Source organism: Micromonospora sp. NPDC093243, assembly GCF_044753725.1.
In the GTDB taxonomy this organism is placed as follows: Bacteria; Actinomycetota; Actinomycetes; order Mycobacteriales; family Micromonosporaceae; genus Micromonospora.
The window spans coordinates 593,256-609,614 of record NZ_JBIVNT010000002.1 but is presented as its reverse complement, the minus strand read 5'-3'; the positions used below and the strand labels follow the sequence as shown (position 1 = coordinate 609,614).

Here is a 16,359-nt window from a genome sequence, read left to right as displayed (position 1 = left end):
TCAGCGCGACGTCCGATCCTCACATCGGCTCGGACCAGGCGGTCTGGATCAGCTGCTGGCCGTCGCGTCGGCGCACCAGCGTGCCCCGGCCGGGCGGCTGCACGCTGGGACGCAGGTTGCCGAAGACCGCGCCCTCCTCGCGGTTGCCGGACATCAGCAACCCCGGGCTGTCCAGCTCGCGCAGGCGTTGCAGCACCGGCTCGTAGAGGGCCCGGGCCACACCGCCGGCCCGCCGGGTGATGATCAGGTGCAGGCCGATGTCGCGGGCCTGGGGCAGCAGCTCGTGCAGGGCGCTGAGCGGGTTGTTGCCGCCCGAGGCCACCAGGTCGTAGTCGTCGACCAGGATGTACAGGTCCGGTCCCTTCCACCAGCTGCGGTCGCGCAGCTGGGCGGTGGTGACGTTCGGGCCGGGCAGCCGGTTCGAGAGCGCGCTGCGGATCGAGCCCAGCCCCTGCGCGAACGCCTGGTTGGACGGCGCGTAGTCGAGCAGGTGGTCACCCTCCACCGCGCCGAGCAGGCCGCGCCGGTAGTCGGCGATCACCAGCCGGGCCTGGGCGGGGGTGTACCGCTCGGTGATGCCCCGGGCGATCAGCCGGAGCAGGTTGGTCTTGCCGCACTCGGCGTCGCCGAAGACGGTCAGGTGCGGTTCGTTCGCCAGGTCGAGGTAGACCGGCGCCAGCGCGGACTCGTTGACGCCGATCGGCAGGCCGGGCACCGACCGGTCGATGATCCGGGCGAGTTCGCCGACCGGCAGCTTGCGCGGCAGCAGCCGCACCTTCGGCGCCGGGCGGCCCGGCCAGGCCGCCGCCACGTGCCGCGAGAGCGCGATCGACGCCTCGGAGAGATCCTCGATGTCGCGCCGGCCGTCGATCCGGGAGATCGCGGTGAGGAAGTGCAGCTTGTCCCGGGTGAGACCGCGGCCCGGGGACTTCTCCGGCACGTTCATCGCCGACCGACGGTCGATCTCGGACTCCGCCGGGTCGCCCAACCGCAGCTCCAGCTTGGTGCCGAGCAGGTCGCGCATGTTGATCCGGATCTCCGCCCAGCGCACCGCGGTCACCACCACGTGCACGCCGAAGCCGAGCCCCCGGTTGGCCAGGGTGGTGATGGTCTGTTCCAGCTCCTCGTACTCCTGGCGGAGCGTGTTCCAGCCGTCGACCACCAGGAAGACGTCGCCGAACGGATCGTCGGCGAACTCGCCCGCGGCCCGCCGCCGGCGGTAGCTCGCCACCGAGTCGATGCCGTGCTGGGCGAAACGCGCCTCGCGGTCGTCCAGGACGGCCACCACCTCGGCCACCGTACGACGGACCGCCTCGGTGTCCCGCCGGCCGGCCACCCCGGACATGTGCGGCAGCGCCTCCAGGCTGCGCAGCGCGCCACCGCCGAAGTCCAGGCAGAAGAACTGCACCTCGCGCGGGGTGTGGGTGAGCGACAGCGAGGCGAGCATCGAGCGGAGCATCGTGCTCTTGCCGCTCATCGAGGCGCCGACGATGACCACGTTGCCGCCCGCGCCGGCCAGCTCCACCATCATCGGGTCGCGGCGCTGCTCGTACGGCCGGTCGACCACGCCGACCGGAACGGTGAGCCGACCCCGGCCCGGCCAGGAGGCGGTGCAGAGCCCGTAGGTCGGGTCGGCGGTCAGCGGGCCGAGCAGCTCGCCCAGGCCCGGCGGCTCGGCCAGCGGCGGGAGCCAGACCTGGTGCGCCGGCCGGCCCTTGCCCTTGAGCCGGTCGATGACCACGTCCAGCATCGCGACGGTCTTGCCGTCGGCCGGCTGCTCCGGTTCCGGCGCCGTCTCCACCGGCAGCTGCGGCGTCTGCACCGGCACGAAGTTCACGCCGTAGGGCACGATCCGGCGCTGCACCAGGGCCTGCGACCGGGACGCCTGCTGCCCCGGCGCCCGGTAGGGCCCGGAGACGTAGGCGGCCCGGAACCGCAGCATGGTGCTGGTGTCGGTCTTCAGGTAACCGTGACCGGGCGCGTTCGGCAGCTCGTACGCGTCGGGCACGCCGAGCACGATCCGGCTCTCCACGGCGGAGAAGGTGCGCAGACCGATCCGGTACGACAGGTGCGTGTCCAGGCCACGTAGCTTGCCCTCCTCCAGCCGCTGGCTGGCGAGCAGCAGATGCACGCCGAGCGACCGGCCCAGCCGGCCGATCATCACGAAGAGGTCGATGAAGTCGGGCTTCGCCGCGAGCAGCTCGCTGAACTCGTCACAGATGATGAGCAGGCTGGGCATCGGCGCCAACGGCTCACCGGCGGCGCGGGCCTTCTCGTACTCGAAGCGGGAGACGTAGTTGCCGGCCGCCCGCAGCAGCTCCTGCCGGCGGACCATCTCGCCGGCGAGCGCGTCGCGCATCCGGTCGACAAGCGGCAGCTCGTCGGCCAGGTTGGTGATCACGGCACTGGTGTGCGGCAGCGCCTCCAGTGACGCGAACGTCGCGCCACCCTTGAAGTCGACCAGGACGAAGTTGAGCTCCTCCGAGGAGTGGGTGACCGCCAGGGCGGCCACCACCGTGCGGAGCAGCTCGCTCTTGCCGGAACCGGTCGCGCCGATCACCAGACCGTGCGGCCCCATGCCCTCGTGCGCGGACTCCTTGAAGTCCAGCTCGACCACGTTGCCGTCCGGGCCTACGCCGAGCGGGATGCGCAGCCGGTCACGGTGACTGCGGGGCCGCCAGGTCTGCTGCACGTCCACCGCGGCGGCGTCGCCGACGCCGAGCAGGTCGGGCAGCTCCGTGCTGCGGGCCAGTGGCTCCTCGGTGCTCGCCTGCTGCTGGGAGAGCCGGTAGGGGGCGACCTGCCGGGCCAGGCCCTCCGCGGCGGCCACGCTGAGCCGGTCCGGCCGGCCCAGCCGGGACGACGACGCGCCCCGGACCAGCTCGAGCGAGCTGCCGTCGCCCGCGTCCAGGCAGAGCAGCGACCGGCCGGCGTCGCGGGGGACGGTGCCCGAGAGGTCGATGACCGTGGTGCCGAGCAGACCGGCACCCATCAGCTGGCAGGTCGGCGCGACCTCGCCGCCGTCGAGCAGCACCACCAGGTGCGGCGCGGTGGTCAACGGCTTCGCCTCGGGGGCGAACCGGGGCCGGCCGGCCAGCTCGTTGGCGAGCGCCTCCTCGGCCTCGGCGAGGCTGGCGAAGACGAGCCGGCGGGCGCCGGCGGCGTCGGTGCGTCCACTGTGGTGCGCGTGCGGCAGCCACTTCACCCAGTCCCAGGCGGGCTGCCGGTCGGCGGCCGCGACCACCGCGATGATCATGTCGTCCGGCGCGTGGAAGGTGGCCAGCTGGCCGAGGGCGGCCCGGGCGAGGTCGAGCACCGGCTCGCGGTCACCGCGCAGCACCACCCGGCTGAACGCCCGCACCGACAGCGCGGTGGGCAGCTCCGGCACTGTGGAGTGGGCCCGGACGAACCGGCGCAGCGCGATGGCGCTCATCGGTTCCAGGTCCTCGACGGGCTTGGTCTCCGGCGGGACGATCTCCACTGCCAGCCGCTGCGGCCCGAGGGCGATCCGGGTCTCGCCGAAGTCGTCCTCGGTGATCCGCCGCTCCCAGAGCCGCCGGGAGGCCGCGATCGACCAGAGCGCGTCCGGCTCCGGGTGCCGCCACGCCATCGCCGCCCGCTGCTGCTCGGCCGCACGCCGGGTGCGCTTGCGCATCTGGGCGAGGTAGCGCATGTAGTCGCGGCGGTCCGCGTTCAGCTCGGCCTTGTCGTTGCCGCTGTTGTTGCTCAGCGAACCGATCGCCATGCCGAGCATCGACACACCGAAGAGGCCGCCGGCGACGTAGGTCATCATGCCGCCGCCGCGTCCGGCGTAGAGGAAGGCCATCGCGCCGACGCCACAGAACATCGGCAGGATCATCAGCAGCTGACCCATCCCGCGGGGGGTCGGCTCCGGCAGCTCGGGTGGCGACTCGAGCAGCACCTCGCCGCGCGGCAAAGCCGGTCCCGGCTGACGCGGGAGCCGGCGGAACACCACCGTGCTCACGGCTGTCTCCTCCCCAGAAGCGGCCCTGATGAAGTTCTGCGACGCTACGAACTCGTCGGGTGGGCATCGTACGTGGCTGTCATCGTAGGTAATCTCCCGTGGGCGTCGCGGTCCCGTTGGAGCGATGCTGCCGGCCAGGTGATCGTACGGAGAGCACGAGGAGGCCACAGTGGCGACGAAGACGGCGACCGGCGGCCTGAGCCGGATCACCATCGTGGCTCCCCGGACCCGGATGGACCTCGCGTTGCCATCCGACGTACCCCTCGCCGACCTGCTGCCGACGCTGCTGCGCTACGCCGGGGAGGACCTGGCCGACGAGGGCGTACGGCACGGCGGCTGGAGCCTGGCGCGGCTCGGCGGGCAGCCGCTGGACGGTGGCCGCACCGCCACGCAGCTCGGCGTCCGGGACGGCGAGGTGCTCTACTTCAACCCGCGGTCGGCCACCGCGCCGGAGGTCGTCTTCGACGACGTGGTGGACGCCGTCGCCACCGCGACCAACCAACGGCCCGGCGCCTGGCAGGTCGGCACCACCCGGTCGTTCGCGGTGCTCTTCGCGGCGGCGGCGCTGAGCGCCGGCGCGCTGGCCGCGCTCTTCACCGGGCCACCGCAGCTGCCCGCGGCGCTGGCCGCCCTGCTGGTCGCGGTCGCGTTGCTGGTCGGTGCGGCGGTGCTGTCCCGCGCGGCCGGTGACAGCCGCACCGGTGCGGTGCTGGCGACGGTCGGCCTGGCCTACGCAGGCGTCGGCGGCCTGCTGCTGCTCGCCGGTGACCGCCGGCTCAGCGAGCTGGCCAGCCCGCACGTGCTGCTCGCCGCGACCGCGGTGGTGCTCTTCGCCGCGATCTCCGCGCTGGCCGTGGGCGACCGGCTGCCGCTCTTCTTCGGCGCGGTCGCCCTCGGCGCGGCGACCGGCCTCGGCGCAGTGCTCAGCCTGGCCTTCGACATCAGCGCGACGGCCGCCGCGGCGGTGCTGGCCACGATCGCGTTCGGCGCGGTCCCGGCGCTGCCGATGGCCGCCTACCGGCTGGCCCGGCTGCCCGTTCCGTCCATCCCGACCGGTCCCGACGACCTGAAGACCGACACCGAGTCGGTGGACGGCCGGCGGGTGCTGCAGCTCAGCGAGCGGGCCGACGAGTTCCTCACGGGTCTGCTGTGGACGGTGGCGCTGGTGGTGCTCGGCGCGCAGGTCCTGCTGGCCCTGAACGGCCGGTTGCCGGCGGTACTGCTCTGCCTGGTGCTGGCCGTGCTGTCGCTGTTGCGGGCCCGGCCGTTCCTCGGCCGCGCCCAGCGGACGCCGGTGCTCTTCGCCGGCACCGCCGGGCTCGGCCTCACCGCGGCGGCCACCTTCGCCGGTGGCGGCACGCCGGTGCGGCTCGGCGTGATCGTGGGCGGCCTGCTGCTGGCCGCGGTGGTGAGCCTGATCTACGGCCTGACCGTGGCCGGCAAGCGGATCTCGCCGGTCTGGGGCCGCCTGCTGGACATCGTGGAGATCCTTCTGATCATCGCGCTGGTGCCGCTGGCCGTCTGGGTCCTCGGCCTCTACGGCTGGATCGTCAACCTGCGGCCCTGACCGAGGACCCCCCGGCCGGCAGCGACCCGGCCGGGGTGGTCGCCCAGACGCCCGGCCCGTGCTGCCCGTCGACCGGGCGGCCCGGCGTCCCGCACCGCCGCGCGACGTCCCGGACCACCTTCACCAACGCCTCGACGTGGTTGTCCATCGACGCGACCCGGAGCAGCGGCGCGACCGTGCGTCCGCCCGGCAGCACCACGGCCGACACCGTGTGCGAGGGCGCGGAGGTCGAGGTCACCGCGTCCACCAGGGCCCCGAGTGAGGCGTCCGGCCGGGCCCGCAGGGCCAGGCACCGGTGGGTCCAACCGCCGCCGCGCAGCCCGGTCCAGGTCTCCGCCGGCGGCTCCGGGGTGAGGTCCAGGCCCGCGGCCGAGACCACGGCGGCACGCAGTTCGTCGCGGCCCAGCGCCCGGTGGGTGAGCCCGGCGGCGTTCAGCGCCTTGCCGAGCCGGCCGATGCCGGCGGCCAGCGTGCGGTGCACGCCGGGCATGCCGCCGCCCCGGGTCACCGTCTCCGTCCGGGCGTCGGCGATCGAGAGCCGCAGCGCCACCCACACGGTACGGTGCGCGGCCGGTGGCGCGCCCGGCGCCGGGTACCAGACCAGGGTGTGCGAGACCACCTGGGCCAGGGTGACCGGCCCGCTGAACTCGGCGAGCACCCGCAGCGCCCGATCCACCACCGTGGCCTCCACCGAGCCGACCGGCGCGCCCGAGCGGCCGTACAGCGCCACCGCGGCGAACCAACCCTGCTCGTCCTGGCCGATGCCGAGCCGGGTGCCCCGGTCGGTCAGCTCGATGACCGACAACTCCGGTGCGAGCGAGACCAGCCGGGGATCGCCGCCACCGCCCGCGGCGAGGGCCGCCTTGGCGCGCTCCCGGCGCTCCCGCAACCGGCGGCGCAGCAGCAGGTCCTCGTACCACCACCGACCGCCGCGCCGCGCGAAGACCGCCAGCAGGACGAGCAGCGCCACGACGGCGACCACCCCGACGAGCCAGCCCGGTCCGCCCAGCGCGGCCCAGACTGCGACCGCGCAGAGCTCCAGCACGATCAGCTGGCCGACCACCAGCGGCCCGATCCGCCCCCGACGCCGCTGATCGGGCGCCGGGACCGGCCTGTCCGGTACCCCGGACGGGTCCACGGCGGTTCGCGTGGGTGGCGCCTGAACCTGCGTCATCGGTGACTGTCCCTCCTGCACGGTGCGGCTTCCCGCCACGTCGGTAGCTGCCGAGCGCGGGCGCTGGTCCCGGTAACCCGTCGACGGCCCCTTATCGTAGGGAAGCCCGCGACACGACCCGGACCTGATCGTCGCGGATCCACCCCGCCGGAGGTAAGTCATGCGGACCCGCCGCGATCAGGTGCAGGCGTACCGGTTCGTCACCCGCCGGATCGTCTCCGCGCTCTTGTCGGGCGACCCGGAGACCAGCAACCTGCCGATGCGTCGGCTCGGCATGGCTGTCTTCGGCAGCGTCATCGCCGCCGCCGTGGTGCTCGGCGGCGCGGGCGCGTACGGGCAGTTCACCGGAAACACGGCGCCGCTGGAGACGAACACCCTGGTGATCGAGCGGGAAACCGGCGCCACCTACATCTTCGTCGAGGGTCAGCTGTATCCGACGCTCAACTACGCCTCGGCGCGGCTCATCCTCAACGAGGCGGACCCGCAGGTCCGGACGATGTCGCAGGCCTCGATCCGGGACCGGCCGCGCGGCGCGGCGGTCGGCATCGTCGGCGCCCCGGACGCCCTGCCCGACCGCAAGTCACTCACCGGGTTGCCCTGGTCGGTCTGCGACGTGCCCGACCCGGCCGACCCCCGGCGGTCGAGAACCCAGGTGGTGATCAACCGCCCGATCCCCGGCGGCACCCCGCTGGGCGACCGGGCGGTACTGGTCAACGTCGACGGTCAGCGGCACCTGCTCACCAACGACCTCCGGTTGCAGGTGGTCGGCGGAGACAGCACGGTCACCGCGCTGCGGATAGCGGACGCTCCGGCGCTCCGGGTGGGCCAGCAACTGCTCAACGCGGTGCCGGCCGGCCCAGCCCTACGGGCGCCGGCTCTGGCCGGGGAGAGCGAGCAGAGCGGGCTCTCGGTGGCCGGCCGGCCCGGCCGCGTCGGGCAGGTCTACCGGGCCGCCGGCAAGCACTACGTGCTCACCCGGGAAGGCCTGGTCTCGATCGGCGAGGTGACGGCGCTGCTGCTGCTGCGCACCGGCGGCGAGGTCACCGACATCACCCCCGACCAGGCCGGTCGCCTCTACACCGAGCAGCGGGTGGAGGAGGTCGGCATGCCGCAGACGCTGCCCGCCCTCCACCCGGTCCGGGACGGCCAGACGGTGCTCTGCGCGACGTACCGGGCGGGCGCCGGCGGCGGCCCCCCGGTGACCACGGTGGAGGTCTTCGACCGGGCCCCGGCGGAGCTGACCAACGCTGACCCGGCTGCGTTGCCGGTCCGGCAGACTGGCCGCGACGCGGTACGCACGGCCGAGCGGGTGCTGCTGCCCGGTGGAAAGGGCATGCTGGTGCAGGCAGCGCCCGGCGCGGGCGGCAGCGGTACCGGCGCGCCCGGCTCGACCGTCTACCTGATCAGCCCGCAGGGCATCCGGTACCCGCTCGGCACCCGCTCCGGCGACGCGCTGACCGCGCTCGGCTACGGCGGGGTCGTCCCGCTCGCGGTGCCCGGCTCGCTGCTCGCGCTCATCCCCACCGGGCCCACGCTGGAACGGGCCGACGCGATGACCGTCTACGAGCCCGGCGCCCCGGCAGCGGTTTCGTCGGACCAGCCGACCGGCTCGCCGACACCGGACGCCAGTGGATCGCCGGCCGGGTCGCCGGCCCCCGGCAGCTCCCCCTCCGGGTCACCGGCCACCACCGGCGGTCCGTCGTCCGGGGCGCCCGCGGTGGGTGGCTGAACGGGCCTTTCGGCGGCCCGCGCGGCAGCGGGTCGCCCGGGTCGCTGCCGTCGACTAACCTGATGCTGGCCAACGGTTGTCGATTAGCACGACGGGGATGTTGCCATGACCGGGCGCACGGAAGTCGATCTGCTGTCCCTTGAGGACTTCCATTCGCGGTTGGCCGACCGGCTGACCGAGGTCGAGTCGGTGTTGCGCAAGCTCAACACCGAGATGCAGTGCTCGCCCCCGGCACTGGGCGGGTTCTTCGACGCGACCAGCAATGCTCGCCGCTACTCCGACGTCCACCAGTCCTACGTCGAGCAGGCCGAGCGCCTCCGGCAGGCGGTGAAGGCGGCGCAGCAGGGCACCAGCACGATCCTGGCCAACTACCGGACGACCGAGGCGCGCAACGCCGCCAACTCGACCGACATCGAGGCCGCGCTCACCGGGGTCGACAAGGCGCTCAAGCCGGAGGGGGAGCCGCGTGTCTGAGTACACCCAGCGCTACCAGGGCGTGAGCCACCAGGAGCTCTACAACGGGTTGATGGCCGGCAAGCCCGAGCAGATCGACGGTGTCGCCGCGCAGTGGTCCTCGCTCAAGGGCATCCTCGACGACCTCGGCCGCGACCTGAGCGGCGACCTGGCCAAGCTGGCCAACACCTGGACGGGTTCGGCCGGAAACGAGTTCCAGCGGCGACTGACGCTGATCGTCGACCACACGGGCGCCCTGGGCGAGGGCATGGCCGACGTCCAGCAGGCACTGACCATGATGGCCGGTCAGCTGCGGACGGCACACAAGCAGGCCGAGAGCCCCGAGGAGACCGACGACCACGACCAGGCGGTCAACGGGGCGCTCAAGGGCGCGGTCTTCGGCGTGCCCGGCGCGTTGGTCGGCGGGCTGATCGGCCACCAGCAGGACAAGGAAGAGCAGGAGAAGGCGCACCAGCGCATGGTCAACGTGGTGGCCGAGCTGGCCGCCGGCTACGAGTTCTCCGCCTACGGACGGATCGTCACGCCGCCGCCGCCGGATCCCGACACCCCCGGCACCGTCGACAGCACCGGCTCGGCCCCGCGCACCGGGCCGCAGGTCAGCACGCCGACGGCCGCACCCGACAGCAAGGGTCTCAACCCGAAGACCGGCGACGCCACGGTGGCGACCCCCGACCGGCTCGTCGGCGGTCCCGACACCGGCCACGGCGCAGACCCGACCGGTCCGAGCGGCACCGACACCGAAACGACCGGGCTGACCGGTCCCGGCACCACGGTTCCCCAGGTCGGGACGTCCCTGGCCGGTGCCGGCGAGCTGGCCGGCGGCACGCTGGTGACCGGGGCCGGCGTCGGCGCGCCCGGTGGCGGCGCCGGCACCATGACGGCCGGCGCCGGTTCCGGCCTGTTCGGCCCGTCGGGCGGGGCATCCGCCGGCGGCGTGGTCGGCACCGGTGCCCTCGCCAGCTCGGCCAGCAGCTCCTCGACGACCTCCATCCGTGCGACCGGAGGCACCGCCGCGGCGGAGGGCCGTTCCGCCAGCGGCGTGGGGCGGAGCATGGACGGCCGGCGCGGCGACGGCGGCGCCCGGGAGGCCGCGACGGCCCGCCAGGGCGTGGGCCGCGGGCGGGGCGCCGGAGCCAACCGGCCGGGCGTGCTCGGCGGGCACGGCCAGCACGACGAGGACGAGTCCGACGAGCGCCTGACCTGGCTCACCGAGGACGAGATGGTCTGGCAGGACGGCAAGGACGCCCCGCCGTCGGTGCTTGGCACCACCGACTGACCCACCTCCCGAGACACCGCTGCGGCCCACCCGGACTTCCAGGTGGGCCGCAGTCGTTTGCTGCCGGAACGACCTGCTGGTCAACCGCCGGCCGGGCGCGAGTCCACACCGGACAGGGTGGGCTCGGTCACGTGCCTGATCCGGTTCGCCCCGCTGCGCTGCTCCGCCACGGGCGATAGGTTGGTGACGTGCTGTCCGTAGCGTCCGCTCGTCCCGTCTGGCGGGCCACGCTGCGTTCTCTGCGCGAGATGACCCGCTTTGCCGTTGCCGCGCTCGCGCTGACCGTCGGCTTCGGCGGGGCCACAACGGTGCCGGCGCTGGCCGCGCCACCGGTCGCCCAGGTCCGCTCGAGCGCCGTGAGCAGCCAGGTCGAGGCACTGCGACCCGAGGCCGCGCCGTCCGTCGAGCGGTTGGCCGACCTCGCCGCTCCGTCGCGGCGGCCGACCGGCCAGCGCATCGTCACCGCCCCGACCGGCATCGTGCCGTCGACCTTCGCTCCGGCCGTCGCCACCGACGCGGGCCGCGGCGCTCCGGGCCGACGCGGCCCTCCGCTCTCCTGACCCCGGGGCCAGACCGCCCGGCGGCTGTCGGCCGCACTGATCCGCCGCGGGTTCGCCGATCGCGCTGATCGGGCAACCGACCCCCCGGCCGGCAGCCGCTCCGTCTCCGGCGGTCCACGCCTTCCGGCGAGCCGACGCGCCCTTTGTCGGGCGGCTCACGCCCCACGGCAACGTGTCGGTTTACGCCCCCATCGTCCCTTTACCTATAGCGGGTCATCTCGTCCACTCCCGACAATCAACCGCGAGGTGCAGCTGATGCAGACCGTCTTCTCCGCCGTACTGCCCGACGTGTCCCGGGCCGCCGTGATCTGGCTGAGCCTGCTCGCCGTGGTGGCCGTCACCGTCGCCGCCCTGCTGCTGCGACCGGGCCGGCTCCGCACCGACACTGCCGCCCGGATCCGGCGGGCGGCCATGCCGAGCCAGCTCGAACAGGTCCAGGAGGAGCGGGAACAGGTCCGGTACGCCGCGGAGGTCGCGGTCGCCGCGGAGCGGGCCACCGCCACCGCGCAGCGTCGCCGGGCAGAGTGGCTCGCGGCGCAGGAGTCGGTCGAGAAGGCCTGGCAGGCGTACGAGGCGGCCGAGGCTGACGTCCGCCGGCTCGCCGCAGCCACGGCGATGCCGCTGCCGCGCACCGTCCGCACCCCGGCCGAGTACGTCGATCGCGAGCGCTACCTGCACCGGGCCGCACTGGACGCGTACTGGCGGCGGGAGCTGTCGGTGGAGCAGCTCAGCGACGTCTTCGCGCACCGCAACGGCTGGGACCCGCGACTGCACCCGGTGGAGCAGGAGCTGGTCCTGCGGCGGGCGGTACGCGACAACCTGTTCGCCCGGCATCAGGCGGCCCGGGAGCAGGAGCAGACGGCGTGGCGGGCCGCCGAGCTGGCGGTCGCGTCCGCGCGGAGCCTGCGGGACGAGGCGTTCGCCGCCACCGGTCGTCGGGTCGAGGAGCAGCTGTCGGTGCTGCCGCTGAGCGAGGTCGCGCGCCCGGTCGAACAGCAGACCCGGGAGAACCAGGTCGTGGCGCGCGGCCGGGCCGCGGTGCCGGCGTACTGATCGGCGGGGCCGGAGCCCCGACACCTCCGGGCGGCGTACCGGCGGCTGCCCGGCCGGCCTGGTCGAGTTGGGTTAGCGTGACCGCATGTCCCGGGAGGCGTGGATCGTCGTCGTGATCGCCGGCATCGTGGCGGTCGCCACGCTGGTCGGCGCCGTGCTGCTGGCGATCCGGGTGGTCCGTGCCCGCCGGATGCTCACCGCGCTCGGCGGCAGCGGCAAGGTCGCCTTCTACGGTGCCCTGATCTACACGATCTTCCCGGTCGACGTGCTGCCCGACCCGATCTACCTGGACGACATGGGTGTGCTGGCCGGTGCGTTGATCTATCTCACTCGGTTGGCCCACCAGCGCCGCGCGGCCGCCCGCCGGCTGCCCGGGCAGCCGGACGCGCCCCCGGAGTCCGGGCGGGCCCGCCGGCGCGTGCCATGATCGGCCCGGCACCGGGAGACAGGGGACGAGCATGTCGGGCGCGCATCGACTGGACATACGCGACGAGCGCGTCGCCGCCTTCTGCCGGGAGCGGCACCTCGCCACGCTGACCACGCTGCGTCCGGACGGTACCCCGCACGTGGTGCCGATCGGGGTGACCCTCGACCCGGCGGCCGGCCTGGCCCGGGTCATCACCTCCGGCACCTCCCGCAAGGCCGATCACGTCGCCGCAGCCGGCCCGCAGGGCGCCCCGGTGGCCGTCTGTCACGTCGACGGCCGGCGCTGGCTCACCATCGAGGGCCGGGCGGTCGTCCGCGCCGATCCGGCCGCGGTCGCCGAGGCGGAGCGCCGGTACGCCGAGCGCTACCGCACCCCCCGCCCGAACCCGGCCCGGGTGGTCATCGAGATCACCGTGACCCGCCTCCTGGGCAGCCTGTAACCCCAGCCCCCGATGTCCGCACTGTCCGTTCCCTGAGCAGTTGATCAAGAGATCTGCGTCAGGAATCCCGTTTCCGGTGACGCGAAGCTCTTGATCACCGGGACGGGAGGGGCGGGTGGGGTGGGGTGGTCTAGTGGTCCAGACGCCGCAGGCCGGGGTGGTTGAGCGGTGGAATGCCGGGCGGAGCAGGGCCGTTACATCCCCCGGTACCCCCGGGACGCGACGGCGCCCGGGTGTCGTTCAGCTGATGAGCCGAGCGCCTGTCCTGGTGCTTGCCCGCCTCCCACCGGAGGCGACAAACCCCCCGATTGGAGCCCGACGCATGAATCCCATCCTGCACAAGAGCGGCCTCTCCGTCGCCGGCCTGCTGGTCGCCGGCGGGTGCGTGCTGGGCCCCGCGGTGGCCGCCCAGGCCGCCCCGGTCCAGACCGGCCCGGCGACGTCCACCCAGTCCGACAAGGGCGGCCAGCACGACCGGCGGGCCGAGCGGACGGTGGGCGTGGATTACCAGGCCCAGCCGAACTTCTACTACTGCGGTCCCGCCGCCACCCGGATCGCGCTCTCGGCGCAGGGCAAGGCGATCTCGCAGGACGAGGTCGCGGCGCTGCTGGGCACCACCGAGGCCGGCACCGACTCGGCCGAGGACACCACCCGGGTGCTCAACGCGCTGACCGGCGGCAAGTACAAGACCACCGAGATCCGTGACTCGGTGGCCAAGCCGGAGCAGGTCGAGCGGCTTCGCACCGACGTGCTGAACGCGCTGGACGCCGGGCGACCGGTGGTGGCGAACGTCAAGGGCACCGCCGTGGACGTCAACGGCATCCCGCACTCGTACGAGGGTGGCCACTACCTGACCCTGGTCGGCTACCGCGACGGTGGGGACGCCATCCAGATCGCCGACCCGGCCGACCCGACCGACGGCGAGTACTGGATGCCCCTCGGCAAGGTCGCCAACTGGATCGCCGAGCGCGGTTACTCCTCCTGACCCGAGGCCTCACCGGGCCGGGCCTCCCCTACCGGGAAGCCCGGCCCGGCTGTTCTCCCGGGCCCGACCCGAACGACCGCGCAGCGTGCTCCGGCGCTTCGCCCGACGAACCCGCGCCCCGGCGCCGGTGACGAAGTTCTGCCGGGCGGTCCGCTGCAGTTGGCGGCGCAGCGGCGGATGGATGGCCCGCTCACCGGCACCGGCGGCCGTCCGCACCAGCCGGTTGGCCTCCTCCGGCTCGCAGCCGCCGGACCGGAGCAGGTCACTGGCGGCCGTACGGAGGCCGGTGACGATCGCGTCGCCGAAGGTACGGACCCCCTGCGCCCAGGCCCGGCCGGCGAGATTGGCCGCCTCCAGGGTGAGCGACCGTGCCTGACCTGGCTGCTCCCCCGCCCGACACTCCTGGCGCATGGCCCGGACAGCGTCGCCGAGTCGGGCGATGGCGGCGGTCAGTTCATCCGGAACCGGTTCCTGGTACTGAAGGGCGGTCGCCGACCATCGAGCGAGCGCACGGGTGTCCAGCGCCATCCGTTCCAGGTGCTCCGCGCTGCGCGCGTACTGGTGGTACTGCTCCCGGCGGTGCCAGCGAATCGGCGCCAGGGTCACCACCTCGTCCGCGCCACTGAGCGCCTCGTTCAACCGGCCGATGTCGCCGTCGAGCGAGCGCACCCGTTCCAGCACCTGGACCGCCCCTTCGGCGTCCCGGCGGCGGAGCGCGGCGCTCAGCTCGTGGAGCTGGCCGCCGACCGCGTCGTACACCGGCGCGGCGGCCCGGTCCAGCACCCGGATCGGGTTGACCGGCACCAGGAGCGCGACCACCACCAGGCCGACGATGCTGCCGACCAGGGCGTCGAAGATCCGCGGCAGCTCGAGCCCACGCTCCATCGGGGCGAGCGTGGAGATCAGGACGGCGGTACCGCCCGCCTGGCCGACCAGCTGACCTCCCCGGCCGGCCACCAGCAGCGCGGTGGCGATCGCCAACCCGACCACCAGCCCGGTCTGCCAGGGGCCGCTGCCGAGCCCGGCGCGCAGCAGGTCCCCGATGATGACACCGAGCCCCACCCCGCCCAGCAGTTCGAAGGTGCGGCGGGCCCGCTGACCGATGGCGCTGGCGATGGTGGCGACCGCCGCGGCGGGGGCGAAGACGTGCGCGCCCGGGCCGAGCAGGTTCTGCGCGATCAGGGCCGCGAGCGCGGCCGCCAGCCCCGACTGCAACGCGATCACGAGAGTGATCTCCAGCTGGCGCAGCCGGATCTTGCCCGCCTCGCCACCGCGTCGCCGGGCCTCCTCCATCCGCTGGCCGCCCCGCTCGGCAACGTCGCCGAGCGAGGACCGCTCGGGCTCCGTGGCGGGACGATCGTCGGCCATGGCGGCGGTTACCCCACCCGGCCCGGGTGAATCGCGCGGGCACCGGCAGAGCGGCGGAAAACCGCTCGCCCCTCGTCAACGCCCCGGGGCAGGATCAGCCGGTGAGAATGCACGCCGACCAGGTCGACGTCCCCGTCGACGTCGTCGCCGCGTTGGTCGCCGCCCAGTTTCCGCACTGGGCCGACCACCCCGTACGCCCGATCGTCTCGCACGGCACCGTGCACGCGCTGTTCCGGCTCGGCGACGAGATCGTCCTGCGCTTTCCGTTGCAGCCCGGCCCCGACTTGTGGGACGAGCTGGTCGACGAGCAGGCCAGCGCGCTCCGGTTCGCCGGCCGCGTACCCCTGCCCGTTCCCGAACCGCTGGCTCTGGGTGATCCCGGGCCGGGCTACCCGGGCCGCTGGGCGGCGTACCGCTGGATCCCCGGCGAGACCGCGAGCCGCTCGACCATCGGTGACCCGGTCGCGTTCGCGCGCGACCTCGCCGGATTCGTCGCCGCCCTGCGCGGGGTGGACACCGGCGGCGCGACGTGGAACGGCCGAGGCCGGGGCGGGCCGCTGCACACCCAGGACCGGTACGTCCGCGAGTACCTGGCCGCGAGCACCCATCTGGTGGACACCGTCCGGCTCGCCGAAATCTGGGCCACCTGTCTGGATTCGCCGGCCCACGACGGGCCGGACGTGTGGCTGCACGGCGACCTCATGCCGGGCAACCTGCTGGTACGCGACGGCCGGCTGGCCGCGGTGATCGACCTCGGCGCGGTCCGCGTCGGCGACCCCGCCCTGGACCTCATGCCGGCGTGGAACCTACTGCCACCTCTCGGCCGGGAGGCCTACCGGCGGGCCCTCGCCGTCGACGACGCGACCTGGGTACGCGGGCGCGGCTGGGCCCTGGCCCAGGCCATCGGGGCACTGCCGTACTACGTCGAGACCAACCCGGTGATGGCCGGCGTCGCGCGACACACCCTCGGCGCCCTGCTCGACTCGGCGCAGTAGGCCACGCCGTCCGAACCGGACGGTCCCGGGCCGTCGCCGGCGGCCCGGGACAGCTCCACCGGTCAGCGCACCTGGTCGCCCTCGCCGGTACGCGCCTGCGCCTGGTCGACACCCTTGTCGATCTGCTCGTCGTACTTGCCGCCGGTGCGCTTGTCGGCCGCGTCGCCGGCCTTCTCGATCCCCTGGTCGACCTGCTTGTCGTGCTTGTCCGCCATGTCCTTGGCCTTGTCCATGAAGTCGCCCACGACGTCCTCCTCGGTTCCGGGTCGGATCTGCTGGCTTCCCTCGGCCGAGCGCCGCAAACACCAGTCATCCCGTCGATACGGG

General features: G+C 74.0%; 14 protein-coding genes. 10 read left to right on the top strand and 4 right to left on the bottom strand.

Annotation, left to right across the window (positions count from 1 at the left end):
* Positions 1–19: 19 nt before the first annotated feature.
* Positions 20–3,985: a type VII secretion protein EccCa gene (gene eccCa, locus ACIP9D_RS07605; protein WP_350867811.1), complete on the bottom strand. Its 3,966-nt coding sequence runs from the start codon at positions 3,983–3,985 to the stop codon at positions 20–22.
* A gap of 169 nt (positions 3,986–4,154) precedes the next feature.
* Between eccCa and eccD the strand changes: the two genes are divergently transcribed.
* Entirely contained in the window at positions 4,155–5,552 is a 1,398-nt protein-coding gene (gene eccD, locus ACIP9D_RS07600) for a type VII secretion integral membrane protein EccD (protein ID WP_350867812.1), read from the top strand.
* On the opposite strand, the gene ACIP9D_RS07595 is transcribed toward eccD, so the two are convergent.
* Positions 5,536–6,726: a type VII secretion protein EccE gene (locus ACIP9D_RS07595; protein WP_350867814.1), complete on the bottom strand. Its 1,191-nt coding sequence runs from the start codon at positions 6,724–6,726 to the stop codon at positions 5,536–5,538. The genes eccD and ACIP9D_RS07595 overlap by 17 nt on opposite strands.
* A gap of 160 nt (positions 6,727–6,886) precedes the next feature.
* Between ACIP9D_RS07595 and eccB the strand changes: the two genes are divergently transcribed.
* The 8 genes from eccB to ACIP9D_RS07555 all read left to right on the top strand — a co-directional run bounded on the left by eccB (position 6,887) and on the right by ACIP9D_RS07555 (position 13,669).
* Positions 6,887–8,455: a type VII secretion protein EccB gene (eccB, locus tag ACIP9D_RS07590; RefSeq protein ID WP_350867816.1), complete on the top strand. Its 1,569-nt coding sequence runs from the start codon at positions 6,887–6,889 to the stop codon at positions 8,453–8,455.
* 105 nt (positions 8,456–8,560) lie between these two features.
* The gene (locus ACIP9D_RS07585; RefSeq protein ID WP_350867818.1) at positions 8,561–8,929 is read left to right on the top strand and encodes a hypothetical protein; all 369 of its coding nucleotides are present in this window, start codon (positions 8,561–8,563) and stop codon (positions 8,927–8,929) included.
* The gene (locus ACIP9D_RS07580; RefSeq protein WP_350867820.1) at positions 8,922–10,205 is read left to right on the top strand and encodes a WXG100 family type VII secretion target; all 1,284 of its coding nucleotides are present in this window, start codon (positions 8,922–8,924) and stop codon (positions 10,203–10,205) included. Before ACIP9D_RS07585 ends, ACIP9D_RS07580 begins: the two co-directional genes overlap by 8 nt.
* Before the next feature lie 248 nt (positions 10,206–10,453).
* Positions 10,454–10,765 (top strand): hypothetical protein, encoded by a 312-nt coding sequence (locus tag ACIP9D_RS07575; protein WP_350867821.1) that lies wholly within the window; start codon positions 10,454–10,456, stop codon positions 10,763–10,765.
* Between the two features lie 255 nt (positions 10,766–11,020).
* Positions 11,021–11,818 (top strand): hypothetical protein, encoded by a 798-nt coding sequence (locus tag ACIP9D_RS07570; protein ID WP_350867823.1) that lies wholly within the window; start codon positions 11,021–11,023, stop codon positions 11,816–11,818.
* 85 nt (positions 11,819–11,903) lie between these two features.
* Positions 11,904–12,245, top strand: coding sequence for a YkvA family protein (locus ACIP9D_RS07565; protein ID WP_350867825.1), 342 nt, complete (start codon positions 11,904–11,906; stop codon positions 12,243–12,245).
* A gap of 31 nt (positions 12,246–12,276) precedes the next feature.
* Entirely contained in the window at positions 12,277–12,684 is a 408-nt protein-coding gene (locus tag ACIP9D_RS07560; protein ID WP_350867827.1) for a TIGR03618 family F420-dependent PPOX class oxidoreductase, read from the top strand.
* A gap of 322 nt (positions 12,685–13,006) precedes the next feature.
* The gene (locus tag ACIP9D_RS07555; protein ID WP_350867829.1) at positions 13,007–13,669 is read left to right on the top strand and encodes a C39 family peptidase; all 663 of its coding nucleotides are present in this window, start codon (positions 13,007–13,009) and stop codon (positions 13,667–13,669) included.
* A gap of 9 nt (positions 13,670–13,678) precedes the next feature.
* Here the strand turns inward: ACIP9D_RS07555 and ACIP9D_RS07550 are convergent, their stop codons facing one another.
* Positions 13,679–15,037, bottom strand: coding sequence for an FUSC family protein (locus ACIP9D_RS07550; protein ID WP_350867831.1), 1,359 nt, complete (start codon positions 15,035–15,037; stop codon positions 13,679–13,681).
* A gap of 107 nt (positions 15,038–15,144) precedes the next feature.
* Here ACIP9D_RS07550 and ACIP9D_RS07545 point away from each other — a divergent pair, with 107 nt between their 5' ends.
* The gene (locus ACIP9D_RS07545) at positions 15,145–16,032 is read left to right on the top strand and encodes an aminoglycoside phosphotransferase family protein (RefSeq protein WP_350868800.1); all 888 of its coding nucleotides are present in this window, start codon (positions 15,145–15,147) and stop codon (positions 16,030–16,032) included.
* 62 nt (positions 16,033–16,094) lie between these two features.
* On the opposite strand, the gene ACIP9D_RS07540 is transcribed toward ACIP9D_RS07545, so the two are convergent.
* Positions 16,095–16,265, bottom strand: coding sequence for an antitoxin (locus tag ACIP9D_RS07540; protein ID WP_400449603.1), 171 nt, complete (start codon positions 16,263–16,265; stop codon positions 16,095–16,097).
* Between the last annotated feature and the right edge of the window lie 94 nt (positions 16,266–16,359).